The organism is Rhizobium sp. FG96, assembly GCF_057808655.1.
This window is the reverse complement of the sequence record NZ_JBMDIL010000004.1, coordinates 414,861-438,126: the sequence shown is the minus strand read 5'-3', so window position 1 is coordinate 438,126 and position 23,266 is coordinate 414,861. Positions and strand designations below refer to the sequence as shown.

The window sequence follows — 23,266 nt, the reverse complement described above, 5'->3', positions numbered from 1 at the left end:
CTGCTGAGTCGAGCCAATTTGCGACGAAGGCTTAATTTCCCGCGGTTTCCGCTCAGTCGAAATCGATGGCGTGAAGCAGGCTGCCGTGGCGCTTCAGCCAGCCCTTGGCCTCGTCCATATCCGGGCAGAGCTTTTCGCACAGCGCCCAGAACCGTGGCCCGTGGTTCATCTCCTTGAGATGGGCCACTTCATGGGCAGCGAGATAGTCGATGACGGAGGGCGGCGCCATGACGATGCGCCAGGAAAAACTCAGGTTGCCTTCAGAAGAGCAGGATCCCCATCGGCTGCGGGTATCCTTCATCGAGATGGACTTGATCGGCGCCTTGATCGAGCGGGCGTGGAAATGCGCCAGTCTCTCAAGATCGGCGCGAGCTTCCTTTTTCAGGAAGGTGGCGATCCGCCGGCCGAGATGCTCCGGCATGCCGCTGACCTTGAGGACATGGTAGCCATCGATGATCGCGGTTTCCGTCAGGCCGCGCAGGCTACCGGTATGCTGGATCCGGTGGCGAATGCCGCGGAAAAGGATCTCGCCGCCGTCGCGAAGGCCAGTCTCCGGCGAAAACTTTGCAAGTTTGGTTAGAAGCCAGCCCTGATGCCGGTCCAGGAAAGCGTTGACTTCGCGCTGCGCCAGGCCGCGGGGAACGGTCATCTTCAGCGCGCGGCCGCCGGGCTCGATGCGCAGCGTGATGCGCGTGGCGCGATCATGCTGCTTGATCGTCAGCGGCATCAGCCGGCCCGCCACGTCAAGCGTCCGCGTTTCGGGCGGCGCAGGCTTTCGGGCGGCAGGCCGCCGCGGCTTTGAAAGAAGCGGAAACATAGGGCTTTTCTATACGATTCGCGGCAAATCCGGGCAAAGAAAAACCGGCATCGGGGATGCCGGTTCGATCCTCATTTCCGGGCACTGGTTACGGCGTCTGGAACTCGGCGACCGGGCCGTTGTCGTCGCGCTTGGCGTTCTTGCGATCGCGCATGAAGCGGTCGAACTCTTCCTGATCCTTGGCGCGGCGAAGTTCGCGCATGTAGTTGTCGAACTCCTCGCGCATTTCGTCGAGCTTGCGGCGCTCTTCTTCGATGCGGTCGAGCTCAGCCTTCCTCCAATCGTCAAAAGCGACGTTGCCGGTGGTGAAATGCGGGCGGTAACGGTCACGCGAGCGGCGGCAGCCTGCAAAGAAGCTATCTGCCGTGCTGTTGGCATCGCGCTTGAAGCCGCGAAGGCGTTCGCCGAAGATGATATAGGCAAGCATGGCCAGGCCCAGGGGCCAGAAGACCACGAAGCCGAGCACCATCAAGGCAATGGTAGCCGGAGTCCAATCCGGGCGGAGCAATGCTGACTGGTTCATCGTGCGGTATCCTCGCTTTCTGCACCCGGCAGAATACCGAATGCTGAAAATCGATGTGGTTACCGCTACCCGCGCCTTCAAGGCGATTTCCGGCAAAATCGGACAAAGCCTTGAGCGGGCTTGATTAATTCAGCATCCGCTAACTCAGGCGGATTTGCCGCCCTTGATGACGCGCTTGACCGAAGGCTTCGACGAGCGGGAGTGCTCGTTGACGAAGCTGACGATGCGGGGCGCGATCTCGCGGCGGAAGCGGGAGCCGTTGAAGACACCGTAATGGCCGACATCGGGCTGCAGGTAGTGCATGCGCATGTTGTCGGGGATGTTGGTGCAGATCGTCTGGGCGGCCTTGGTCTGGCCGACGCCGGAGATGTCGTCATTCTCGCCTTCGACGGTGAGCAACGCGACATTGCGGATTGCCGAGGGATCGACGAGCTTGCCGCGATGGACAAGTTCGCCCTTCGGCAGCGCGTGCTTGATAAACACCTGATCGACCGTCTGCAGATAGAATTCTGCCGTCAGATCCATGACTGCCAGATATTCGTCGTAGAAATCACGATGCTTCTCCGGCTCACCGTCGTTCTTCACGAGGTGCATGAAGAATTCCTTGTGCGCAATCACATGGCGGTCGAGATTCATCGACATGAAGCCCGACAGCTGCAGGAAGCCCGGATAAACGGGACGCATGAAGCCCGGCTGCGGCCAGGGAACATTCATGATGACGTTATCGGCAAACCATTCCAACGGCTTGTCTTTTGCGAGCTTGTTGACGGCCGTCGGGTTGATGCGGGTATCGATCGGGCCGCCCATCAGAGTCATCGACGCGGGCGACAGCGGATCGTTCGCCTCTTCCATTACCGCAGCGGCCGCAAGGACCGGCACGGAGGGCTGACAGACGGCGATGACATGCGTGTCCGGGCCGAGGAAATGCAGCATCTCGATGACGTAGTCGACGTAATCGTCGAAATCGAAAGTGCCCTCGGTCATCGGCACCATGCGGGCGTCGATCCAATCGGTGATGTAGATATCGGCGCTCGGCAGCAACGCTTCGACCGTGCCGCGCAGCAGCGTTGCATAGTGGCCGGACATCGGTGCGACGATCAGGATGCGCGGATCGGGATGGGCGGCAGGAAGATTGCGGGAGAAATGCAGGAGATTGCAGAAGGCGCGCGACCAGACGATCTCTTCGCGAACCTTCACCTTCTTGCCGCCGATCACGGTCTCGGGCAGGCCGAACTCCGGCTTGCCGTAGCGGCGGGTGGTGCGCTCGAACATTTCGAGGCTGGCGGCAATCGTTCGGCCGAAGGGGGTCTGGGACCAGGGATTGAGCGGATTGGCATAGGCAAGCCGCATCACATCGGCGGCGGCCCGGAAGGGCGCCATTGCGGCATGGTTCAGTTCATAGAGCTGGTAAAACATCGGATGCGCCACCTTTCTTTACCGGAAAAGACGGCGCCATTGGGGGCAGGCACACACTTCTTTCCATCGTCTCTGCTGGCACTTCAACGCAGATTAACAGGCTTTTGTTGCATAGCAACATAGGTATCCGCACTGCAAAAGAAAATGCCGGGGCATCACATCCCCGGCATCATGATGCTCTTCAATCGTTAAGAGACCGCTGTTCAACGATCGGCGACGAATGTCTGCTTCTGGCTGCCGAGGCCCTCGATGCCGAGTTCGACGACATCGCCGGCTTTCAGATAGCGCGGCGGCTTCTGGCCCATGCCGACACCAGGAGGCGTGCCGGTCGAGATCACGTCGCCCGGATGCAGCGACATGAACTGGCTGAGGTAGGAAACCAGGAAAGCCACTCCATAGACCATGGTCTTCGAGGAGCCGTCCTGCATCTTCTGGCCATTGACGGTCAGCCACATGCCGAGGTTCTGCGGGTCGGGGATTTCATCCTTGGTGACCAGCCAGGGGCCGATCGGGCCGAAGGTGTCGCAGGACTTGCCCTTGGTCCACTGGCCGGAGCGCTCGGTCTGGAAAGCTCGCTCGGAGACGTCGTCGCAGACGCAGTAACCCGCAACATAATCAAGGGCTTCGGTTTCCGACACGTATTTTGCCGTCTTGCCGATGACAACAGCGAGCTCGACTTCCCAATCGGTCTTTTCAGAACCGCGTGGGATGATGACGTTGTCGTTCGGGCCGACGATCGCCGAGGTGGCTTTCATGAAGATGATCGGCTCCGGAGGAACCGTTGCGCCGGTTTCGGCAGCGTGGTCCGAATAGTTCAGGCCGATGCAGATGAACTTGCCGGTGCCGGCAACGCAGGCGCCGATGCGGCCCGGCGCGAGTTCGGGCAGGCTCTTGGGGTCGAGTGCCGCGATCTTCTTCAGGCCATCCGGCGAAATCGCAGCGCCGCCGATATCCGCAACATGCGCCGAGAGGTCGCGGATCTTGCCATCGGCATCGAGAATTGCAGGCTTTTCGCTGCCGGCTTCGCCAACACGCATCAGTTTCATGGGGGTGTCCTCCTCATCGAAAAGCAGTGGGAAGGCACCTATGACCCAGTTAACCCGCACTGTCATTACGGGTTTTCAGTGAAGCGGTACGGCGCGCTTAAAAAATCTCCGTGAGATCGGGACCAACAGGAACGATCCGCGTCGGATTGAGCTTCTCGATCGAGTAATAGCCGCGCTTGATATGGTCGATGTTCACAGTCGCCGCCACGCCCGGCCAATCCAGCATGCGGCGGCAGAACGCCTTCAAAGCGGGATAATCCGAAACACGGCGCAGATTGCATTTGAAGAGACCATGATAGGCGGCATCGAAGCGTACCAGGGTCACGAACAGGCGGATATCGGCTTCGGTCGGGTGATCGGCGAAGAGGAATGATCGTCCTTCGAGCTGTGGGGCAACCCAATCGAGGCAATTGAAGACGTCGGCGAAGGCTTCCTCATAGGCGATCTGCGTCGTCGCGAAGCCGGCGCGATAGACGCCGTTGTTGAGGTTCGGGTAGATCCGCTCATTGAACGCATCGATTTCCGCGCGTTTGGCAGCCGGGTAAAGATCGGCGTCATTCCTGGCGAGATTGCCGAAACCGCTATTGAGCATGCGCAGGATATCGGCGGATTCATTGTTGACGATCGTCTGCTTCTGCTTGTCCCAGAGAACGGGAACGGTCGCGCGGCCGGTGAAATCAGGTGCAACTTTCGTATAGATTTCATGCATGTAGGTCGCGCCGTTGACGGTGTCGGCGGTCGCGCCCGGATAGTCACCGAATTGCCAGCCCTGTCGCGACAGCGCCGGTTCGACGACGGAAACGGTGATGACATCCTCAAGCCCCTTGAGAGCCCGGCCCATCAGCGTGCGCGATGCCCAGGGGCAGATATAGGCGACGTAAAGATGGTAGCGCCCGGCCTCGGCCTTGAAGCCCGCCTCGCCGGTCGGCCCGGCCGAGCCATCCGGCGTGATCCAGTTGCGGAAACTCGAGGTCTGGCGGACAAAGCCGCCCTTCGCATCGGTCGCCTGCACCGGCTGCCAATCTTCGGTCCATTTTCCATTTACCAGCACGGCCATGCCTCCTGATCGTCACGTTGCCGCTTAGCTACCGCTTATTCGCACGCGTGGGAGGCCCAGAATTTTGAAACAGACTGTGCACGCTTCGCTCAGCGCGGCGCTTGCCAAAGGGTGGAGGCCGGAAATATGACGGTAGGCGACAATGGACAGGAGCCCCCACCCATGACCACAAGCAACAGCCGCGAATCCCAATTTCCGATCGATGCCATGTTTCTCGACCGCTGGTCGCCGCGCGCCTTCACCGGCGAAGTCATCAGCGAAGAGCAGCTTCTGACCATCCTCGACGCCGCCCATTGGGCGCCCTCCTCCGCCAACCAGCAGCCCTGGCGCTTCATCTACGCGCTGAAGGGCTCCGAGCATTTCGAGACGCTGCTTGGTTTGCTGGTCGAGGCCAATCGGGAATGGGCGAAGAATGCTTCAGCGTTGCTCTTCGTCGTTTCCCGCGGCTTCAGCGGCGAGTTCTCCGAAGGCAAGAAGAGCTACACGCATTCCTTCGATGCCGGTACGGCCTGGGGCTATTTCGCCCTGCAGGCGCGGCTTTCCGGCTTCTATGCGCATGGCATGGGCGGCATCAAACACGACGAGATCATGAAGACTTTCGAGATCCCGGAAGGCTACCGCGTCGAAGCCGGCATCGCATTCGGCCGTCTGGCGGACAAGAGCGTGCTTTCCGAACGCAACCAGGCGCGGGAATTTCCGAGCCAGCGCAAGCCGCTCTCGGAAGTCGCCTTCAACGGCAAGTTCATCGCCGACTAAATCATTGGCGTAGAAACAAAAAAGGCCGCGCAGCTGTCGTTGCGCGGCCTTTTGCTTGTTTGAATTCGATCAAATATCGAGGTTTGCGACGCTCAGCGCGTTGTCCTGGATGAACTCGCGGCGCGGCTCGACCTCATCGCCCATCAGGCGGGCGAAGAGACCATCGGCATCGGTCGCATCGGCGACCTTGACCTGCAGCAGCGAGCGGACGTTCGGATCGAGCGTCGTTTCCCAGAGCTGTTCGGCATTCATTTCGCCAAGGCCCTTGTAGCGCTGCATCGTCAAGCCCTTGCGGCCGCTGGCGAAAATCGCGTCCAGAAGAGCGCGCGGGCCGGCAATCTCGGTATCGCCATCGCGGCGCGAGAGCTTCGGCGGAACGTCGTAGATTTCCTTGAGGCGCGACGAGATCTGATCGATGTGGCGCGCGTCCTGCGAGCCGATCAGAGCCATGTCGAGGATAACGACTTCCTTAACGCCGCGGACCATGCGCTCGAGGCGAAGACCGCCTTCGCTCGTCAGGCCGCCTTCCCAGCCGCGTTCGGTTTCTTCGGCGATGATATCGAGACGCTTGGCAACGTCGGACGCCAGCTGCTCGGCGCGGGCGCGATCGCTGACGGCCTCGGCATTCAGCGCACCGGCAATCGCCGCCTGTTCGACGACGGCGCGGTTATAGCGGGAGTGCAGACCGTCGATCAGCGTGCGAAGGCGTAGCGCGTCCGAGATGACTTCGCGCATATCCTGGCCGACGCGAACTTCACCGCTGGCAAGCCTCAGGGCCGCATCTTCGAGGCCCTGGCCAATCAGGTATTCTTCGAGAGCGCCTTCGTTCTTGACGTACTGCACCGACTTGCCGCGTGCCACCTTATAGAGCGGCGGCTGAGCGATGTAGAGATGCCCGCGCTCGATCAGCTCCGGCATCTGGCGGAAGAAGAAGGTCAGCAGCAGCGTACGAATATGGGCGCCGTCGACGTCAGCGTCCGTCATGATGATGATCTTGTGGTAGCGCAGCTTTTCCGCGTTAAATTCGTCCTTGCCGATGCCGGTGCCGAGCGCGGTGATCAGCGTGCCGATTTCCGCAGAAGACAGCATCTTGTCGAAACGGGCACGCTCGACGTTCAGGATCTTGCCTCGCAGCGGCAGGATCGCCTGGTTTTCGCGCGAACGGCCCTGTTTTGCCGAACCGCCTGCCGAGTCACCTTCGACGAGGAAGACTTCGGACTTGGACGGATCGCGCTCGGAGCAATCGGCCAGCTTGCCGGGCAGCGAGGCGATATCGAGGGCGCCCTTGCGGCGGGTCAGTTCGCGTGCCTTGCGGGCAGCTTCACGGGCTGCAGCGGCTTCGACGACCTTGCCGACGAGAACCTTGGATTCAGCCGGATGCTCTTCGAGCCAGATGCTGAGCGCCTCGTTCGAGAGGTTTTCGACAACCGGTCGGACTTCCGACGAAACCAGCTTGTCCTTCGTCTGCGACGAGAACTTCGGATCCGGCACCTTTACCGAGAGAACGGCGGTCAGGCCTTCGCGGCAGTCTTCGCCGGTCAGCGCGACCTTTTCCTTCTTCAGAATGCCGGAGCTATCGGCATAGCCGGTGACCTGGCGGGTGAGCGCCGCGCGGAAGCCGGCAAGATGGGTGCCGCCATCGCGCTGCGGAATGTTGTTGGTGAAGCAGAGGACATTCTCGTGGTAGCTGTCGTTCCACCACATCGCCACTTCGACCGTGATGCCATCCTTCTCGTTGCGGAAGAAGATCGGCTTTTCGATCAGCGGCTTCTTGGCGCGGTCGAGATAGTGCACGAAGGCCTCGAGACCACCGTCATAGAGCAGCTCTTCCTGCTTGACGTCGGAATGGCGCTTGTCGGTGAGAATGATGCGCACACCCGAGTTGAGGAAGGCCAGCTCGCGCAGGCGATGTTCCAGCGTCGGATAATCGTATTCGGTCTTGGTGAAGGTCTCGGGGCTTGCGAGGAAGGTCACCTCGGTGCCCGTCTCGTCGCCCGCATCACCGGTCACGGCAAGCGGCGCGTCGGCCACGCCATGGGTGAAGCTCATCTCGTGGACCTTGCCCTTCTGGCGGATCTTGAGCTTCAGCTGAACCGAGAGCGCGTTGACAACAGAAACGCCGACGCCGTGCAGACCACCGGAAACCTTGTAGGAATTCTGGTCGAACTTACCGCCGGCATGGAGCTGGGTCATGATGACTTCGGCAGCCGAAACGCCTTCGTCATGCATGCCAGTCGGGATGCCGCGGCCGTTGTCGGTGACCGTGACCGATCCGTCGGGATTGAGCGTGACGGTGACGAGGTCGGCATGACCGGCCAGCGCTTCGTCGATCGCGTTGTCGACGACTTCGTAGACCATGTGATGCAGGCCGGAGCCGTCGTCGGTATCGCCGATATACATGCCGGGGCGCTTGCGGACGGCATCGAGGCCCTTCAGGACCTTGATGGAGTCTGCGCCATACTCGGCGGTAACGCCGTTTTCCGTCGCGGGTGTATCGGTCATACTGTCTTTGAATTTCCCTGTTGTAACAGCTGCAATGACCCTTGCGAATCACTGGTGTTTTTCATTCCGGAATATAGGGTTTTTGCACGCCATTCCCAATGCCGGAGCCCTGAAGTCAGGCATAAAGCAGGGGATTATGACGCTTTTCCGTCCGCTTTTTTGCCTTTTTCAAGCAGGGCTGTGAGCTCTGCCAAAACAGTCGCGTCAAGGCTGCGGATTTGACCTGCCAGGCGGTTGGCAAAAGCCGTGTATTCGGGCGGCAAACCCGCGGTATCGATGACCACGCGCGGATCTGAAGAGCGGGCAAGCAGGAAGAGCTCCTCGGCTTCATCCCAGATGATGTTGAAATATCCGGCGATCCGCTGCAGCAGATCGAATGTCGGCAGGCCACGCTTTCCATGTTCAAGCGCCGAGAGATAGGCCGGGGAAACATTCAGCGCCGCCGCCATCTGCTTTTGCGAGACACCCTTGCGCACCCGCAATTTGCGCACCGCTTCTCCGAACGGCGTGGTCATGAGCGCTCTCCGCGCCGGGCCAGGCGGATGTAAAGCGCACCCTCGCCGCCATGATGCTGCGCGGCGGTCTCATAGGATGAGATCAGATAGCGGAATTCCGGCTTGGAGAACCAGAACGGCACCGCCCTCTTCAGGGCGCCTTCGCTGCCGAGCGAACTGCCCTTGCCGGTGATGACGAGCACATGGCGCATGCCGCGTTCGTGCGCACGGATCAGGAAGTCGAGAAGGATGACATGCGCCTCGCTCTGGACGAGGCCGTGGAGGTCGATGCGCGCCTCGAGCGCAAGGCGCCCCTTGGCGATCTTGCGCTTGACCGGGCGCTCCAGCGGATGATGGACGCCGGACGTTTTCTTTGCGGCCGGTGCCTGCGGCGCCTGTTCGGCGATTGGCGCAGCTTTGCGCTGCTGCTCGGCCTTTTCAATCTCCGCTTCGGCGGCGGCGAGGAAGGCGTCGAGCTCCGTCAGTTCCTCAGCCTTGCCTGACATCGGCCGGGTGCTCTTGGCTACCCTCCCCCAGAGAATGCGTTCGTCAGTGCTGAGCTTGCGATCCTTGGCCATCAGAGAAATCTCTCCGCGGCTTCGTTGGGGATCAGGATGACGAAGTCGGCATCGTTGCGCACCGTTCCGGCCTGTTCGCCGGCTTCATCGCCCGAGCCGGTGAAGATGTCGCCGCGGGCCGGGCCGACGATTGCCGAGCCGGTGTCGAGCGCCAGCATCAGCCGTGCGAAGGGCTTTCCGTCATCGAGATGGGTGAGGCTTTCCGAGCGGATGAAGAAGGGAAAGCCAAACGTATGGATCAGCCGGTCGACGGCCAATGAGCGGCCGGCAAGCAGCGGCACCTTTGCAGCGGCGATCGGTCCGGCTTCGATCCCCTCGACCTCGGCTTCCCGGAAGAAAATGTAGGAGCGATTATGCCAGAGGACTTCATCCACCTGCTCCGGATGGGCATTGAGCCAGGCGCGGATCGACTGCATCGAGATCCGCCTGCGATCGATTTCGCCGCGCTCGATCAAGAGCTTGCCGACCGCGGAGAACGGATGGCCGGCCTTGGCGGCATAGGTGATGCGGCCGATAGTGCCATCGGGATAGCGCAGGCGCGCGGCACCCTGGACGTGGACGAAGAAGATATCAACCTTGGATTTCGCCCAGGCGATCTCGAGGCCGCGGCCATCGAGAAACCCTTCATCGATCATCTGCCGGTCGGGATAGGCGCTGATATTGCCATCCGCCAATCGGCCGAAGGCATAATAGGGATCCATATCAGCGGGACGATTGCTGTCGTCGAGATCGATCAGATCCTCCGGGCGGCGATAGAAGGGAAAGCGGTAGACTTCATCCGGCACCGCTGAGACCGCGATCTCGGGCTCATAGAAGGCGGTGACAAAGCCGGGCTTGCCGTCGCTCTTGCGGATCAGAAACGGCTGGCAGTTTTCTTCGAAGAAACGGCGCGCCGAGGCGCCGTCCGCGATATCAGCGGTTCGTGCCTTATCGAGAAGCGCGGAGAGATCCGCCGCCGTCAGCCTGAGCGATCCCGTGCGGTATGGTTTGACCGCGATATGTTTGCGGCAGGCGTCCATGACTTCAAAAAGGCTGGAAGGATCATCATCCTTCCAGCCCTTCAATTCATCGAAGCTGATGGGGTGCAGCGTAAAATCTGCCTGACCGTCACTCATGTTCCGATTCGGTTGCCACAAGTTTCCAGTTCGGATCGCGCGAACGCGTGTCGCGGGCGAAGGTCCAGAGGTCGTTTACCTCGGCAACGTTCTCGGCGTCGCCTTCGATCAGCTTGTCGTCCTTGTCGTAGGTCGCCGAAATTAGCTGGCTGATGATGCGGATCGTGATCTGCGCCTCGCTGCCCTTCACTTCCGCATGGGTTATTTCCGCCTTGTCGATGCCGACGAAGGTGGATTTCACCTTTTCGCCCTTGGCCTCGCGATCGGCGATCGCTGCATCGAAGCCGTCATAGACTTCGCGCGAAAGCAGGTTCTTCAGCGATTTCCGGTCCCCATCGGCATAGGCCATGACGATCATCTCATAGGCCATCTTGGCGCCGTTCAGGAATTCCTTCGGTGTGAAGGACGGATCCGCCTTGTTGAGCTCGCGAAGCGATTCGTTGAGCGCAGTTCCAGCCGGAGCGAAGGCATCGATCGCAGCAAAGCGATCTTCCTCCTCGCCATTGCTGTCGCGGCGCGGCAGCGTCACCACCTTGCCGGCATCTGCCGGTTCGGGGCCGGCCGCATCGCGCGGCGTATAGAGATCACGTGGCGGCTTCTCGTTTCCGGTGCGGCGGCCAAGGACGCTGCGCAGCTGGAAAAAGATCAGAACTGCCGCTACCAGGAAAAATAACGTGATGAAGTCGTTTGAACTCATATTGTCCCGCGATTGCCGTTAACATCCCAAATTTGTACTCCCATATAGTCCGCATAGACAGATGATTCAAATAGGAGCCCGTCAGGTTGCGGGTGGAGAGACGATGCGATTGACAATGCTTCCCGGTTTCATGCTGCTTTTGCCGCTGGCAGAGATAGCAGGCTTCGTGATCGTCGGCCGCGCGATCGGCGTTTTGGCGACGCTGGGACTGGTGGTTCTCGGCGTCGTCATCGGCATGGCGATCCTGCGCCGGCAGGGCTTGGGCATCCTGCAGAAGATGTCGGCAGAGGGACAATCCGGCGTGGTTCCCGGCCGCGAATTGTTGAAACCGGCAATGTTTGTGATTGCCGGCCTACTGTTCATGATCCCCGGTTTCATCTCGGATATCCTGGCGATCCTGATCTGCATTCCCGCCGTTCGCGATCTCGCATGGAAATATGTGAGCCGCAGGTTCGTGGTCGTCGGCGGCCGCAACGGCTTTACCGCATCCGCGGGTCCTGACTTCCGCAATCGCAATCCATCCGCTGGCGGCAAGGTCGTCGACCTCGACGAAGACGATTTCAAGCGCGAGCCGAACCAGAACTCGCCGTGGTCCGGCAAGCGGCTCGGCGACTGAAAGCGACCTTCGCCCAGGGTTGTAAGCGTTTCCTCGAAATGGTAGATGGCGGCACGATCAAAATGCCCTTTCGAGGAAAACCCAATGGCTGATGAAAACAACGGCGCCGGCGCAGTAAGCCCGAGCCTCACCATTCTCGCTCAGTACACGAAGGATCTTTCCTTCGAAAACCCGGGCGCGCCGCGTTCGCTGCAGGCCCGCGAGACCGCGCCGGCGATCAATATCAGCGTCAACGTCAATGCCAACCCGCTGTCCGACACCGACTTCGACGTCGTTCTCTCGCTGAACGCCGAAGCCAAGGATGGCGACAAGACGGTATTCCACACCGAGCTCGTCTATGGCGGCGTTTTCCGCATCGCCGGCTTCCCGCAGGAACACATGCTGCCGGTTCTCTTCATCGAGTGCCCGCGCATGCTCTTCCCGTTTGCCCGCCAGATCATCGCTGACGTGACGCGCAACGGCGGCTTCCCGCCGCTGATGATCGACCCGATCGATTTCGCGCAGATGTTTGCTCAGCGCGTTGCTGAAGAGCAGACCCGCGCCAAGGTTCAGACGAACTGATCACATTTTGCTGATTGAATGAAAATGCCCGGTCAAAAGCCGGGCATTTTTAGTTTGGCCGATCGTATTTCGACCAGATGCCCTTGGTGCCGAGCTTGGCAATCAGCGCATCATGCGCTTCGGCTTCCGCAGTGTTGAGGCGCGGCGCCAGCGGGCGCGGCCTTTCGAGAACGGTCAGGATTACGTCATCTGCTTCGTCTGCATCATTTGCCGAACCGGCCGATGCGGCGACGCCGAGACCGAGCGCCGTCTGACGCCCACCGATCATCTCGATATAGACCTCGGCCAGCAGTTCGGAGTCGAGAAGTGCGCCGTGCTTGGTGCGGTGCGAGTTGTCGATACCATAGCGGCGGCAGAGCGCGTCGAGCGAGTTCGGCCCCATCGGATGCTTGCGCCGTGCAAGCGACAATGTATCGACGACACGCTCCGGCAGGATCGGCGGCATGCTGAGGCGGGCGAGCTCGGCATTGATGAAGCCCATGTCGAAGGTCGCGTTATGGGCGATCCACTTGGCGTCACCGAAGAACTCGATGATCTCCTCGACAACGTCGGCAAAGGGTTTTTTGTCCTTCAGGAACTCGTCGGTGATGCCGTGGACGGCGAGTGCATCCGGGTGAACCTTCTGGTCGCCGGGATTGATATAGATATGGAGCGTCCGGCCGGTCGGGAAATGATTGTTGAGCTCGATGCCGCCGATTTCGATGATGCGGTCCAGACGGTTGTCGAGGCCGGTGGTTTCCGTATCGAAGATGATCTCACGCATTCCGGAAGTCTCCCTTGCCGATTCTGTCTTTGATATCGGCAATGATCTCGTTCACTCTCGCCTTTGCCGCTTCGATGCCGTGACCGGTATCGATGATGTAATCGGCGCGCGCGCGCTTTTCGGCGTCGGGCATTTGCCGCGAGAGAATCATATTGAATTTTTCGTCCGTCATGCCGGGACGCGCAAGCACCCTCGCCTTCTGAATCTGTGGATCGCAGCTGACGACGACGGTTAAATCGACGCGCGCGTTGCCACCGGTCTCGAAGAGTAGGGGGATATCGAGGAGCACCATGCTGACGCCGGCCGCCCGATGTTTTTCCAGGAACATCGTTTCCCGCTGGCGCACGAGCGGATGGACGATGGCCTCGAGCGCCTTGAAGCCATCTGGCCGCGCTGACAGAAGCCGAGCAAGTTCTGCCCGATCGACCGCGCCGTTCTTGGTGCTTCCCGGAAACTCCGCTTCGACAGCAGGCACGGCTTCGCCTGCATAGAGATCATGCACGACGGCATCCGCATCGTTGACCGGAATGCCGGCTTCGGCAAAGAGCTTTGCCGTCGTCGACTTTCCCATGCCGATGGAACCCGTCAGCCCGATCTTCAGCATCAATGCTTTTCCATGTCAGCGATAATCAGGGCGCGGAGCGCTTCATCGACAACCGGCGTCTTGCCGAACCACTTGGCAAAACCGGGCACAGCCTGATGCAAAAGCATGCCCAGACCATCCACCGTCGCAAAGCCCTGCTCTTCTGCCTGGATCAGCATCGGGGTGCGCAGCGGCACATAGACGATGTCGGTGACGACGGCGCTTGATGCCAGCGGCGAGAAATCCATCTGCGGTGCCGCCTCGCCGTCCATGCCAAGCGACGTCGTATTGATGAAGAGGCCGGCGCCCTTCATGACTTCGCCGAGTGCATCGGTCGGGTGCGCATGGACCGCCGGGCCGAAGCGATCAGCCAGTTCCTGCGCCCGGCTGATGGTGCGGTTGACGACATGGATGTTTTTCAGACCGCGGTCGCGGATCGCCTGGATGACCGCGCGGCTGGCGCCGCCGGCGCCGAAGATCACCGCCGTGTCCGTCTGATCCCAACCGGGATGACGCTCGTCGAGATTGGCTGTGAAGCCGCGGCCATCGGTATTGGTGGCGTGCAGCTTGCCCTCCTCCAGCCAGAGCGTGTTCGAAGCGCCAAGTTCTTCCGACAGCGCATCCGGCCGGTCCGCCAGCTGAAAGGCGAGTTCCTTGTGCGGGATTGTGACATTGCCGCCGATGAAACCGGAGCTGCCATCCTTGATGCCGGCGATGAAGGCGCCGAACTGTTCCGGCGCGACCTCATGGGCGCGGTAGCTACCAGCCAACCCGAGGCTTCTCAGCCAGTGGCCATGGATCAGCGGCGAGCGCGAGTGCTTGACCGGAAAGCCCGTGACGAACGCGTTCGGACCGAATGTTTCACGTGAATCATCCATTAATGGCACCCAATTCCCTCAATTTGGCGAGCAGCGGCAGCAGCGGAAGGCCAATGATCGTGAAGTAATCACCGTCGATCTTCTCGAAAAGCTGGATGCCCTCGCCCTCCAGCTGATAGGCGCCGACGCTTGACATGGCCTTGTTTCCGACCCGCTGAAGATGTTGATCGATAAAGTCCGCGCCCAACGATCGCATCGTCAGCGACGCATGGGCGACATGATCCCACAGCAACTCGCCATCGCGGCATAAGGCGATCGCGCTGTTCAGCCGATGTGTTTTGCCGCTGAGTTCCGTCAGGTGATTGGCGGCATCCGCCATATCCTTCGGCTTGTGAAACACTTTCTCGCCCAGCGACATGGTCTGATCCGAACCGATGACCAGGGCGCCGGGAAAGCGGCCGCTGACTTCATCCGCCTTGGCGCGGGCGAGAACGAGCGCCACTTCATCCGGCGAAGCACCGTTTTTCTCCAGCGGCGCTTCGATCGCCCGTTCGTCTATCTCGGCGGCATGCGCCTCGAAGGTCAGGCCAGCATTCTGCATCAGCATGCGGCGGAACGGGCTGGATGAAGCGAGGATCAGCGTCGGTGTCATCGGGTTCCCTGATAATTCACAGATCGGATGCGATTAGCGCAGCTTCGGGCGAAGGGCAACGATCGCCGCCGCCGTCTCTTCGATCGAGCGGCGCGTTACATCGATGATCGGCCAGTTGTGCTTGGCGCAAAGCGAGCGGGCATATTTCAGCTCCTCGGAAATGGCGGCCCTGTCGATATACTCGCCCCGATCGAAACCGGGTGTGGCACCGAGCACTCTATTCTCGCGGACCTGGGAGATGCGATCGGTCGTCGCGATCAAACAGACGATCAGCGGCTTGGTCGCCGAGAAGACGGCTTCCGGCAGTGGCACGCCATAGACGATCGGAATGTTTGCGGTCTTGATGCCACGATTGGCGAGATAGATGCTGGTGGGGGTTTTCGACGTGCGGCTGATGCCGACGACAACGACATCGGCGTCATTATAATCGTCCGGCATCTGCCCGTCGTCATGATCCATGGTGAAATTCAGCGCTTCGATACGCGCGAAATATCCGGCATTCATCACATGCTGCGCGCCGACACGGCGGCGCGACGGCGCGCCAAGATAGATCTGGAACGCGGCCATCACGGGCTCGAGCACATTGACCGAGGCGACACCCATTTCGGCGCAACGCTCGTCGATCAGCGTCGCGAGCTCGCGGTCGACAATCGTATAGAGGACGATGCCGGGCTCGTGGTCGATGGCATCGAGAACTGGCAGCAACTGCTTGCGATTTCGGATGAGCGGATAGACGTGCTCGATTGGCTGGGCTGATTTGAACTGCGCCGAAGCCGCGCGCCCGGCCGAGATGAGAGTCTCCCCTGTTGAGTCAGATATGAGATGCAGATGGAAGAAGTTCGTCCGGTTCTCCACGTTATTTTCCGCCACCTGTTGATAAGACTGGATGACCAAGAGCTAAGGGAGCGGCGGGGTTCGAGGCAAGGGAAAACGTGCCTGCTTATCCACATTCGGAATTTTCCGGACAGCGAAAAGGCCGGCTTGTGGAGGATGTGGATGATGAAGAGAAGCCAGACACTCGTCCACTGATTGTCCACAGAAGGGCGATAAAGCGGAAGCATTAAAGCGATTGGATTCGTTTCGAGATTCCGTTTGGTCCACAGGTTATAGCCCAAATGGCTGATTTCTTTCCGCGCCGTCCGAGCAAACGCGACAAATCGCATCGTTCGTGGATGGATTTTAATCCTTGATAGACACCGACTCTAAGAAATAGAAACCTTTTAAAATATCTTTGATTTTAGATAGGGAAGAAGCGCTTGAGCGAAACGCGCCGGAAAATCATGAGAGTTCTCGACGGTGAAACTCTCTCCCCTCCTCCGATCTGGCTTATGAGACAGGCAGGACGATATCTGCCGGAGTACAGACAAACGCGCCAGAAGGCCGGAAGTTTCCTCGACCTCTGTTATTCTCCTGACCATGCCGTGGAAGTGACGCTCCAGCCGATCCGCCGTTATGGCTTCGACGCAGCGATCCTGTTCTCGGATATCCTGGTCATTCCCGACGCGATGAAGCGCAACGTGCGTTTCACGGAAGGCCACGGTCCTGAGATGGATCCGATCGACGAGGCCGGGATTGCCAATCTCAATGACGAGGAGATTGTGTCCTATCTCAAGCCGGTGCTGGAGACGGTTTCGAGGCTGCGGGCTGAGTTACCCTCAGAAACGACGCTGCTCGGCTTCTGTGGCGCTCCCTGGACCGTTGCGACCTATATGATCGCTGGGAAGGGTACGCCTGATCAGGCACCCGCCCGCCTGTTCGCCTACAAGCATCCGAAAGCCTTCGAGCAGCTGTTGATGCTGCTTGCTGATGTTTCGGCCGATTACCTTGTGGCGCAGATCGATGCCGGCGCCGATGCAGTGCAGATTTTCGATTCCTGGGCCGGTGTTCTCGGCGAGAAGGAATTTGCGGCCTATGCCGTGAAGCCCGTCGCGCGCATGATCGCTTCGATCCGGGCACAGCGTCCGCAGGCCAAGATCATCGCTTTCGCCAAGGGTGCGGGCTATCTCCTGAAGGACTACCGACAGAAGACCGGGGCGGACGCGATCGGCCTCGATTGGTCGGTGCCGCTGGAATTTGCGCGTGAGCTGCAGAAGGATGGCGCGGTTCAGGGCAATCTCGATCCGATGCGCGTTGTCGCCGGTGGCCGGGCGCTGGAGGAAGGCATCGACGAAATCCTCGAGAAGCTCGGCAATGGGCCGCTGATCTTCAATCTCGGTCACGGCATCACGCCGCAGGCGGATCCCGAGAATGTGCGGCTGCTGGTCGAGCGGGTGCGCGGATCGCGAGGTTGAGCATGGAAAAGCAGACTGGAGCCCGGCCCGGAGCCTATGCACGTCGGCGCGCGCATTTCGCCCTCGCCTTCTTTGCCGTTCTGGCTGTCGGGCTCTTTGCCTGGAACCCGGAGAACCTCTATCTCTGGATCAAGGCGCTGCACATCATTGCGGTCATCTCCTGGATGGCCGGCCTGTTCTACATGCCGCGGCTTTTCATCTATCACACGGATGCAGAGCCCGGCTCAGAGCAGTCGGAAACCTTCAAGGTGATGGAGAGCAGGCTTCTGAAGATCATCATGAACCCGGCGATGATGCTGACCTGGATCTTCGGGCTTTATCTCGCCTGGTCCGTCTATGGCTTCCAGGGCGGCTGGCTGCATGCCAAGATCGGGCTTGTGGTGCTGCTAACGGCTGTTCACATGTTCTTCAGCCGGGCCGTTCGCGACTTTGCGGCGGATCGCAACCGCCGCTCGGCGCGCTACTGGCGGTTCATGAATGAAGCCCCGACGCTGCTGATGATCCTGATCGTCATTCTGGTTGTCGTGAAGCCTTTTTGAGGTCTGGCGGAAGCCGAGGTTAAATTTGCTTCATTTTAAGCAGCCCCCTTGCGGCGCCTTATCTTAGTCGCTATTTTCCGCGCATCTCATCTTCGTGGCATGTGTTTTGAGTTCAGTCGTCTGCGAGCCCTTTCGCAACACCGAATACGACCCGACATAGCCTTCCCCCTTTTGAAATACAGAGTAATGGTCACTTCATGGCTGAAATGAAGCTTCAGGAACTTAAGAGTAAATCCCCGACCGATCTTCTGGCGTTTGCCGAATCGCTCGAGGTCGAAAATGCAAGCACAATGCGCAAACAGGAATTGATGTTTGCAATCCTGAAGGTCCTCGCCAGCCAGGACGTCGAGATCATCGGCGAAGGCGTCGTCGAAGTGCTGCAGGACGGTTTTGGCTTCCTGCGCTCTGCCAACGCAAACTACCTGCCGGGTCCTGACGATATCTATATCTCCCCGTCGCAGATCCGCCGCTTCTCGCTGAAGACAGGCGATACCGTCGAAGGTCCGATCCGCGGACCGAAGGAAGGCGAGCGCTACTTCGCGCTGCTCAAAGTCAACACGATTAATTTCGACGATCCGGAGAAGATCCGTCACAAGGTTCACTTCGACAACCTGACGCCGCTTTATCCGAACGAGCGCTTCCGTATGGAGCTCGATATTCCGACCTCGAAGGATCTGTCTTCGCGCGTCATCGATCTCGTCGCCCCGCTCGGCAAGGGCCAGCGCGGTCTGATCGTTGCTCCGCCGCGTACCGGTAAGACGGTTCTCTTGCAGAACATCGCGCATTCGATCACTGCAAACCATCCGGAATGCTACCTGATTGTTCTCCTGATCGATGAGCGTCCGGAAGAAGTGACGGACATGCAGCGCTCGGTGCGCGGCGAAGTCATCTCGTCCACCTTCGATGAGCCGGCCGTTCGTCACGTCCAGGTCGCCGAAATGGTCATCGAGAAGGCTAAGCGCCTTGTCGAACATGGCCGCGATGTCGTCATCCTGCTCGACTCCATCACCCGCCTCGGCCGCGCCTACAACACGGTTGTTCCTTCCTCTGGTAAGGTTCTGACCGGTGGTGTCGACGCTAACGCCCTGCAGCGCCCAAAGCGCTTCTTCGGTGCCGCCCGTAACATCGAAGAAGGCGGCTCGCTGACGATTATCGCAACGGCGCTGATCGATACCGGCAGCCGTATGGACGAAGTCATTTTCGAAGAGTTCAAGGGTACCGGCAACTCGGAAATCGTTCTCGACCGCAAGGTTGCCGACAAGCGTATCTTCCCGGCGATGGATATCCTCAAGTCCGGCACGCGTAAGGAAGACCTGCTGGTGCCGCGCCAGGATCTCCAGAAGATCTTCGTGCTCCGCCGCATCCTGGCGCCGATGGGCACGACCGATGCAATCGAGTTCCTAATCGATAAGCTGAAGCAGACGAAGAACAACCCTGACTTCTTCGACTCGATGAACACCTAATCCGTTAGCCGGATTCATCCATACAAGCCGGTCGCATCTAGCGGCCGGCTTTGTTATTTTGGGAGCCGGAGAGAGCAAGCGATGACGCGACAAACGATCTATGCCCTGTCGAGTGGCGGCCTTCCCTCGGGCGTCGCTGTCGTTCGCATCAGCGGTCCGGCGACGGCTGCAGCGCTTCAGCATCTGATCGGCACCCTCCCCTCTCCGAGGCAGGCCAGCCTGCGAACGATTCGAAACCGGAACGGTGACCCGATCGATTCGGGTCTGATCCTATTTTTCCCGAGCCCCGCATCGTTCACCGGTGAAGACTGCGCCGAACTGCAGATTCATGGCGGCCGCGCCGTTGTTCAAAGCCTGCTTCAGTGCCTGAGCGAAATTCCCGGGCTGCGTCTTGCCGTAGAAGGTGAGTTCTCGCGCCGGGCATTCGAGAACGGCAAGCTTGATCTCGTTGAGATCGAAGGCTTGGCCGATCTGATTGCTGCCGAGACCGAGATGCAGCGGCGCCTGGCCGTGGAGCACAGCTCAGGACACCTTTCCAAGCTATACGATTCGTGGGCGGAACGATTGACGCGTTGCCGCGCGCTGATTGAGGCGGAACTGGACTTTGCTGACGAGGACGATGTTCCCGGCTCGGTTTCGGATCAGGTATGGGCAGAGGTCAACCGCCTAAAGTCCGAGATATCTGCGCATCTTGCAAATGCAGATGCCGGCGAGATCATCCGGGATGGTTTCAAGGTCGTCATCGCCGGCGCGCCGAATGCCGGCAAGTCGTCGCTGATGAATGCCCTCGCCCAGCGCGACGTGGCCATCGTTACCGACATAGCCGGCACCACCCGCGATGTGCTCCAGGTCGATCTCGATATCGGCGGCTTTCTGGTGAAGCTTTACGATACGGCTGGACTTCGCGAGACAGAGGAACGCGTCGAGCGTGAGGGTATCCGCCGCGCCGAAAACCTTGTTGCCCAGGCGGACTTGGTGCTGTATTTGCATGACCAATCGTCTGGCCTGGGTGCGGAGCATGCTGTTAGCGGCGATGCGCGTGTCAATATCGGGACAAAGGCGGATCTTGCTGTTGCGTCAGATGCGTTTGATGTGTCCATATCGGTGCAGACGGGCGAAGGTCTGGACGAGCTGAGGGTGCTGATCGGCGATCGCATCGCTCGCACGGTGCGGCCCGAGAGCTTGGCTTTGCCGAGCCGGCTGAGACATAAAGATTCGCTTGCGGAATGTTTGCGAGCCATCGGGATTGCCCTGTCCGCGGGCGAGCTTGACCTAAGGGCCGAAGAGCTGCGGGTCGCGGCGAATGCACTTGGCAGGATCACCGGCCGGGTCGATGTAGAGAATCTCCTTGACGTGATCTTCTCCGAGTTCTGCATCGGCAAATGATTCACGTGAAACACTGGATGGCCGCAAGTGCGTGAGTTTCACGTGAAACGCGGCGAGTATCGGATGCTGAGAGCATGAAGTACGATGTCATCATCATTGGCGGTGGCCATGCAGGCGCGGAAGCGGCAAGCGCTGCTGCCCGTCTCGGCGCCAAGACCGCGCTCGTAACCCATCGCCGGGATACGATCGGCGTGATGTCTTGCAATCCCGCGATCGGCGGGCTTGGTAAGGGACATCTGGTTCGCGAGGTTGATGCGCTCGATGGCCTTATGGGCCGTGTTGCAGACGCCGGCGGCATTCAGTTCCGCATGCTCAATCGCAAGAAGGGCCCGGCGGTCCGCGGCCCGCGGACGCAGGCGGACCGCAAACTCTATCGCGAGGCTATGCTGCGCGAGATCGAAGCAATCGAGAACCTCGATATCATTGAAGGCGATGCCTTTGATCTCAGGGTTGAGGATGGCGTTGTTACCGGCGTCATTATGAAAGATAGCCGGATTCTGGAATGCCGCGCTGTTGTCCTGACGACGGGCACATTTCTTCGCGGCCTTATCCATATCGGCGATAAGAAGATCCCAGCCGGACGCGTCGGTGAGGAACCTTCCGTCGGCCTGTCTGGTACGCTGCTGCGGCTCGGCATCAAGCTTGGCCGCCTGAAGACCGGCACGCCGGCTCGGCTTGATGGCCGCACGATTGACTGGGCGTCCGTCGGCCGGCAGGCCGCCGATGATGAGTTGATCCCCTTCTCGTTCATGACAGATCGCATTACCAATGCGCAGGTCGAATGCGGCGTGACGCGGACCACCTCTGCGACGCACAAGATCATCGCCGATAATCTCAACCGCTCCGCAATGTATTCCGGCCAGATCGAAGGCGTGGGGCCGCGCTATTGCCCGTCGATCGAGGATAAGATCGTCAAGTTCGGTGAGCGCGACGGCCACCAGATCTTCCTCGAGCCTGAAGGCCTGGATGATCATACGATCTATCCGAACGGCATTTCCACCTCCCTCCCCGCCGAGGTGCAGGAAGAGTTCATCCGGACAATCCCCGGTCTTGAAGCGGTGTCGATCCTGCAGCCGGGCTATGCGATAGAGTACGATCACGTCGATCCGCGCGAGCTCACACCATCGCTGGAGCTCAAGCGTTTATCGGGGCTGTTTCTTGCCGGTCAGATCAATGGAACGACCGGTTATGAGGAAGCCGCGGCGCAGGGCCTCGTCGCCGGCCTCAATGCAGCGCGCCTTGCAGGTGGTTCCGATCCTTTCGTCCTGAGTCGGACGAACTCCTACATTGGCGTGATGATCGACGATCTGACATCGCGTGGCGTCGCCGAGCCTTATCGGATGTTCACCTCCCGAGCGGAGTACCGGCTATCGCTTCGTGCCGACAATGCCGATGTGCGACTTACGCCGATCGGGTTGGAGATTGGCTGCGTGAGCAGCGGACGCGCGCAGCGGTTCGCTGCTTACAATGAGCAACTCGATGCGGCGCGCGCGATGCTTCAATCGCTGGACACCACGCCGAACGAAGCGCGACGTGCCGGCCTCATGATTAATCTCGATGGGCAGCGCCGAACGGCCTATGAGCTTCTTTCGTACCCGGACTTCAGGCTGGCGGATATCGCGAAGATTTGGCCAGACATTGCCACGCTTGATGCCAGGATCGGTGAGGCGATGGATATCGAGGCATCGTATGCAGTGTATATGAAGCGGCAAGCTGTTGATATTGCTGATATAAAACGCGATGAAGACCGTCTGATCCCTGCGGATTTCGACTACTCGCAGCTTTCGGGTCTTTCGAATGAGTTGAAACAGAAGCTGCAGCGCGCGGAGCCATACAGCATTGCGCAAGCGGCGAAGATTGACGGTATGACGCCAGCGGCCATATCGTTATTGCTCGTCCATCTGCGGCGCGCTGATATGGCACGCGCTATCTAATACACGCGAAAAGAGTCCTTGAATGAAGCTGAACGGTCAAAGTGTTTCACGTGAAACACAGGCGCGACTCGAGCATTTTCTGCAACTTTTCCAGAAGTGGGCCAAGACCATAAATCTGGTGGCGCCCTCCACACTCAGCGATGCATGGGACCGCCACATCGTCGATAGCGCCCAAATCTACCAGCTGAGCCCCGGCGCGAAGACCTGGGTGGATTTGGGTAGCGGTGGCGGCTTTCCGGGTGTCATTACCGCTATCCTGATGGCTGAGCAGGCCAATGGTTGGGTGCATCTTGTCGAGAGCAACAACAAGAAGGCCTCGTTTCTGCGGCTTGCGCTGCGCGAGACCAATGCGCGCGGCTCTGTCCACGCAGTCAGAATCGAGGATGTCTACAAGGTAGTGCCTGACAGTGACGCCATCTCGGGCCGTGCGCTAGCCGATCTAGACAAACTGTTGGAATTCTCAAAGCCATGGATGGATCGGAATGAAAAATGCCAGGCTTTCTTCCATAAAGGCCGGGATTACCGATCCGAGATTAAGAAAGCGCATGGCCGCTGGCAGTTCGATCTGGTAGAACATACCAGTGTCGTCGAGAGAGATTCCGTTATTCTCGAAATCTCCAAACTCCGGCACTTGGTTTAACGATTTTGGATCATCGATG

24 protein-coding genes are annotated in these 23,266 nt (G+C 59.7%); 9 read left to right on the top strand and 15 right to left on the bottom strand.

Annotated features, from left to right (window positions below; translation table 11 throughout):
- Nucleotides 1-52: 52 nt before the first annotated feature.
- From ACODR6_RS10550 to ACODR6_RS10530, 5 genes are all read right to left on the bottom strand, one after another.
- Nucleotides 53-817: a YgjP family zinc-dependent metalloprotease gene (locus ACODR6_RS10550; RefSeq protein WP_112718018.1), complete on the bottom strand. Its 765-nt coding sequence runs from the start codon at nt 815-817 to the stop codon at nt 53-55.
- 88 nt (nt 818-905) lie between these two features.
- Complete coding sequence (locus ACODR6_RS10545) at nt 906-1,340, bottom strand: DUF2852 domain-containing protein (RefSeq protein WP_130282945.1); 435 nt, start codon at nt 1,338-1,340, stop codon at nt 906-908.
- Between the two features lie 144 nt (nt 1,341-1,484).
- Nucleotides 1,485-2,756, bottom strand: a complete 1,272-nt coding sequence (locus tag ACODR6_RS10540) for a polyhydroxyalkanoate depolymerase (RefSeq protein WP_489022494.1) — start codon at nt 2,754-2,756, stop codon at nt 1,485-1,487.
- Between the two features lie 203 nt (nt 2,757-2,959).
- Entirely contained in the window at nt 2,960-3,802 is an 843-nt protein-coding gene (locus ACODR6_RS10535) for a fumarylacetoacetate hydrolase family protein (protein ID WP_489022493.1), read from the bottom strand.
- Between the two features lie 97 nt (nt 3,803-3,899).
- The gene (locus tag ACODR6_RS10530; protein WP_489022492.1) at nt 3,900-4,853 is read right to left on the bottom strand and encodes a glutathione S-transferase family protein; all 954 of its coding nucleotides are present in this window, start codon (nt 4,851-4,853) and stop codon (nt 3,900-3,902) included.
- 168 nt (nt 4,854-5,021) lie between these two features.
- Here ACODR6_RS10530 and ACODR6_RS10525 point away from each other — a divergent pair, with 168 nt between their 5' ends.
- On the top strand, nt 5,022-5,615 hold the full coding sequence (locus tag ACODR6_RS10525) for a nitroreductase family protein (RefSeq protein ID WP_489022491.1): 594 nt from the start codon (nt 5,022-5,024) through the stop codon (nt 5,613-5,615).
- Nucleotides 5,616-5,684: 69 nt separating this feature from the next.
- Here ACODR6_RS10525 and gyrB read toward each other — a convergent pair whose 3' ends face one another.
- The 5 genes from gyrB to ACODR6_RS10500 form a co-directional block, all read right to left on the bottom strand.
- Nucleotides 5,685-8,117 carry a DNA topoisomerase (ATP-hydrolyzing) subunit B gene (gene gyrB, locus ACODR6_RS10520; protein WP_489022490.1) on the bottom strand — a complete coding sequence of 811 codons (2,433 nt, stop codon included), beginning with the start codon at nt 8,115-8,117 and terminating at the stop codon, nt 5,685-5,687.
- A gap of 134 nt (nt 8,118-8,251) precedes the next feature.
- Nucleotides 8,252-8,632, bottom strand: a complete 381-nt coding sequence (locus ACODR6_RS10515) for a helix-turn-helix domain-containing protein (RefSeq protein ID WP_413710590.1) — start codon at nt 8,630-8,632, stop codon at nt 8,252-8,254.
- A complete protein-coding gene (locus ACODR6_RS10510; RefSeq protein WP_112718032.1) occupies nt 8,629-9,189 on the bottom strand; it encodes a Smr/MutS family protein in 561 nt (186 codons plus the stop codon). The genes ACODR6_RS10515 and ACODR6_RS10510 overlap by 4 nt, the downstream gene beginning before the upstream one ends.
- On the bottom strand, nt 9,189-10,304 hold the full coding sequence (gene mltA / locus ACODR6_RS10505; protein WP_489022489.1) for a murein transglycosylase A: 1,116 nt from the start codon (nt 10,302-10,304) through the stop codon (nt 9,189-9,191). The genes ACODR6_RS10510 and mltA overlap by 1 nt, the downstream gene beginning before the upstream one ends.
- Nucleotides 10,297-11,001, bottom strand: a complete 705-nt coding sequence (locus ACODR6_RS10500; protein ID WP_112718035.1) for a Tim44/TimA family putative adaptor protein — start codon at nt 10,999-11,001, stop codon at nt 10,297-10,299. Before ACODR6_RS10500 ends, mltA begins: the two co-directional genes overlap by 8 nt.
- Before the next feature lie 103 nt (nt 11,002-11,104).
- Here ACODR6_RS10500 and ACODR6_RS10495 point away from each other — a divergent pair, with 103 nt between their 5' ends.
- Nucleotides 11,105-11,617 (top strand): FxsA family protein, encoded by a 513-nt coding sequence (locus ACODR6_RS10495; RefSeq protein WP_112718037.1) that lies wholly within the window; start codon nt 11,105-11,107, stop codon nt 11,615-11,617.
- An 84-nt stretch (nt 11,618-11,701) separates the two neighbouring features.
- The gene (gene secB, locus ACODR6_RS10490) at nt 11,702-12,178 is read left to right on the top strand and encodes a protein-export chaperone SecB (protein ID WP_112718039.1); all 477 of its coding nucleotides are present in this window, start codon (nt 11,702-11,704) and stop codon (nt 12,176-12,178) included.
- 49 nt (nt 12,179-12,227) lie between these two features.
- Here secB and dnaQ read toward each other — a convergent pair whose 3' ends face one another.
- Genes dnaQ through ACODR6_RS10465 form a run of 5 tightly spaced genes read right to left on the bottom strand, consistent with a single transcriptional unit; the run spans nt 12,228 to nt 15,849 of the window.
- Entirely contained in the window at nt 12,228-12,941 is a 714-nt protein-coding gene (gene dnaQ / locus ACODR6_RS10485; protein WP_489022488.1) for a DNA polymerase III subunit epsilon, read from the bottom strand.
- Nucleotides 12,934-13,545, bottom strand: a complete 612-nt coding sequence (gene coaE, locus ACODR6_RS10480; protein WP_489022487.1) for a dephospho-CoA kinase — start codon at nt 13,543-13,545, stop codon at nt 12,934-12,936. Before coaE ends, dnaQ begins: the two co-directional genes overlap by 8 nt.
- Entirely contained in the window at nt 13,545-14,402 is an 858-nt protein-coding gene (locus ACODR6_RS10475; RefSeq protein WP_489022486.1) for a shikimate dehydrogenase, read from the bottom strand. Before ACODR6_RS10475 ends, coaE begins: the two co-directional genes overlap by 1 nt.
- Complete coding sequence (locus ACODR6_RS10470) at nt 14,395-14,994, bottom strand: Maf-like protein (protein ID WP_489022485.1); 600 nt, start codon at nt 14,992-14,994, stop codon at nt 14,395-14,397. The genes ACODR6_RS10475 and ACODR6_RS10470 overlap by 8 nt, the downstream gene beginning before the upstream one ends.
- Before the next feature lie 33 nt (nt 14,995-15,027).
- Nucleotides 15,028-15,849, bottom strand: a complete 822-nt coding sequence (locus tag ACODR6_RS10465) for a pyruvate, water dikinase regulatory protein (RefSeq protein WP_489022484.1) — start codon at nt 15,847-15,849, stop codon at nt 15,028-15,030.
- A gap of 401 nt (nt 15,850-16,250) precedes the next feature.
- On the opposite strand from ACODR6_RS10465, the gene hemE reads away from it, so the two are divergent.
- From hemE to rsmG, 6 genes are all read left to right on the top strand, one after another.
- On the top strand, nt 16,251-17,285 hold the full coding sequence (hemE, locus tag ACODR6_RS10460; protein ID WP_489022483.1) for a uroporphyrinogen decarboxylase: 1,035 nt from the start codon (nt 16,251-16,253) through the stop codon (nt 17,283-17,285).
- A 2-nt stretch (nt 17,286-17,287) separates the two neighbouring features.
- The gene (hemJ, locus tag ACODR6_RS10455; RefSeq protein WP_112718053.1) at nt 17,288-17,824 is read left to right on the top strand and encodes a protoporphyrinogen oxidase HemJ; all 537 of its coding nucleotides are present in this window, start codon (nt 17,288-17,290) and stop codon (nt 17,822-17,824) included.
- Nucleotides 17,825-18,021: 197 nt separating this feature from the next.
- The gene (gene rho, locus ACODR6_RS10450; RefSeq protein ID WP_112718055.1) at nt 18,022-19,287 is read left to right on the top strand and encodes a transcription termination factor Rho; all 1,266 of its coding nucleotides are present in this window, start codon (nt 18,022-18,024) and stop codon (nt 19,285-19,287) included.
- A gap of 81 nt (nt 19,288-19,368) precedes the next feature.
- The gene (mnmE, locus tag ACODR6_RS10445) at nt 19,369-20,673 is read left to right on the top strand and encodes a tRNA uridine-5-carboxymethylaminomethyl(34) synthesis GTPase MnmE (protein WP_489022482.1); all 1,305 of its coding nucleotides are present in this window, start codon (nt 19,369-19,371) and stop codon (nt 20,671-20,673) included.
- A gap of 74 nt (nt 20,674-20,747) precedes the next feature.
- Nucleotides 20,748-22,607, top strand: coding sequence for a tRNA uridine-5-carboxymethylaminomethyl(34) synthesis enzyme MnmG (gene mnmG, locus ACODR6_RS10440; protein ID WP_489022481.1), 1,860 nt, complete (start codon nt 20,748-20,750; stop codon nt 22,605-22,607).
- A 22-nt stretch (nt 22,608-22,629) separates the two neighbouring features.
- Entirely contained in the window at nt 22,630-23,247 is a 618-nt protein-coding gene (gene rsmG / locus ACODR6_RS10435; protein ID WP_130282974.1) for a 16S rRNA (guanine(527)-N(7))-methyltransferase RsmG, read from the top strand.
- Nucleotides 23,248-23,266 lie beyond the last annotated feature (19 nt).

Coding starts and splice junctions, on each gene's coding strand:
- rho (WP_112718055.1), top strand. CDS start 18,022: ATGGCTGAAATGAAGCTTCAGGAACTTAAGAGTAAATCCCCGACCGAT.
- ACODR6_RS10475 (WP_489022486.1), bottom strand. CDS start 14,402: ATGGATGATTCACGTGAAACATTCGGTCCGAACGCGTTCGTCACGGGC.
- ACODR6_RS10525 (WP_489022491.1), top strand. CDS start 5,022: ATGACCACAAGCAACAGCCGCGAATCCCAATTTCCGATCGATGCCATG.
- gyrB (WP_489022490.1), bottom strand. CDS start 8,117: ATGACCGATACACCCGCGACGGAAAACGGCGTTACCGCCGAGTATGGC.
- ACODR6_RS10470 (WP_489022485.1), bottom strand. CDS start 14,994: ATGACACCGACGCTGATCCTCGCTTCATCCAGCCCGTTCCGCCGCATG.
- ACODR6_RS10550 (WP_112718018.1), bottom strand. CDS start 817: ATGTTTCCGCTTCTTTCAAAGCCGCGGCGGCCTGCCGCCCGAAAGCCT.
- coaE (WP_489022487.1), bottom strand. CDS start 13,545: ATGCTGAAGATCGGGCTGACGGGTTCCATCGGCATGGGAAAGTCGACG.
- ACODR6_RS10515 (WP_413710590.1), bottom strand. CDS start 8,632: ATGACCACGCCGTTCGGAGAAGCGGTGCGCAAATTGCGGGTGCGCAAG.
- hemJ (WP_112718053.1), top strand. CDS start 17,288: ATGGAAAAGCAGACTGGAGCCCGGCCCGGAGCCTATGCACGTCGGCGC.
- mltA (WP_489022489.1), bottom strand. CDS start 10,304: ATGAGTGACGGTCAGGCAGATTTTACGCTGCACCCCATCAGCTTCGAT.
- ACODR6_RS10535 (WP_489022493.1), bottom strand. CDS start 3,802: ATGAAACTGATGCGTGTTGGCGAAGCCGGCAGCGAAAAGCCTGCAATT.
- dnaQ (WP_489022488.1), bottom strand. CDS start 12,941: ATGCGTGAGATCATCTTCGATACGGAAACCACCGGCCTCGACAACCGT.
- ACODR6_RS10495 (WP_112718037.1), top strand. CDS start 11,105: ATGCGATTGACAATGCTTCCCGGTTTCATGCTGCTTTTGCCGCTGGCA.
- mnmE (WP_489022482.1), top strand. CDS start 19,369: ATGACGCGACAAACGATCTATGCCCTGTCGAGTGGCGGCCTTCCCTCG.
- ACODR6_RS10540 (WP_489022494.1), bottom strand. CDS start 2,756: ATGTTTTACCAGCTCTATGAACTGAACCATGCCGCAATGGCGCCCTTC.
- ACODR6_RS10500 (WP_112718035.1), bottom strand. CDS start 11,001: ATGAGTTCAAACGACTTCATCACGTTATTTTTCCTGGTAGCGGCAGTT.
- secB (WP_112718039.1), top strand. CDS start 11,702: ATGGCTGATGAAAACAACGGCGCCGGCGCAGTAAGCCCGAGCCTCACC.
- rsmG (WP_130282974.1), top strand. CDS start 22,630: ATGAAGCTGAACGGTCAAAGTGTTTCACGTGAAACACAGGCGCGACTC.
- mnmG (WP_489022481.1), top strand. CDS start 20,748: ATGAAGTACGATGTCATCATCATTGGCGGTGGCCATGCAGGCGCGGAA.
- ACODR6_RS10510 (WP_112718032.1), bottom strand. CDS start 9,189: ATGGCCAAGGATCGCAAGCTCAGCACTGACGAACGCATTCTCTGGGGG.
- ACODR6_RS10545 (WP_130282945.1), bottom strand. CDS start 1,340: ATGAACCAGTCAGCATTGCTCCGCCCGGATTGGACTCCGGCTACCATT.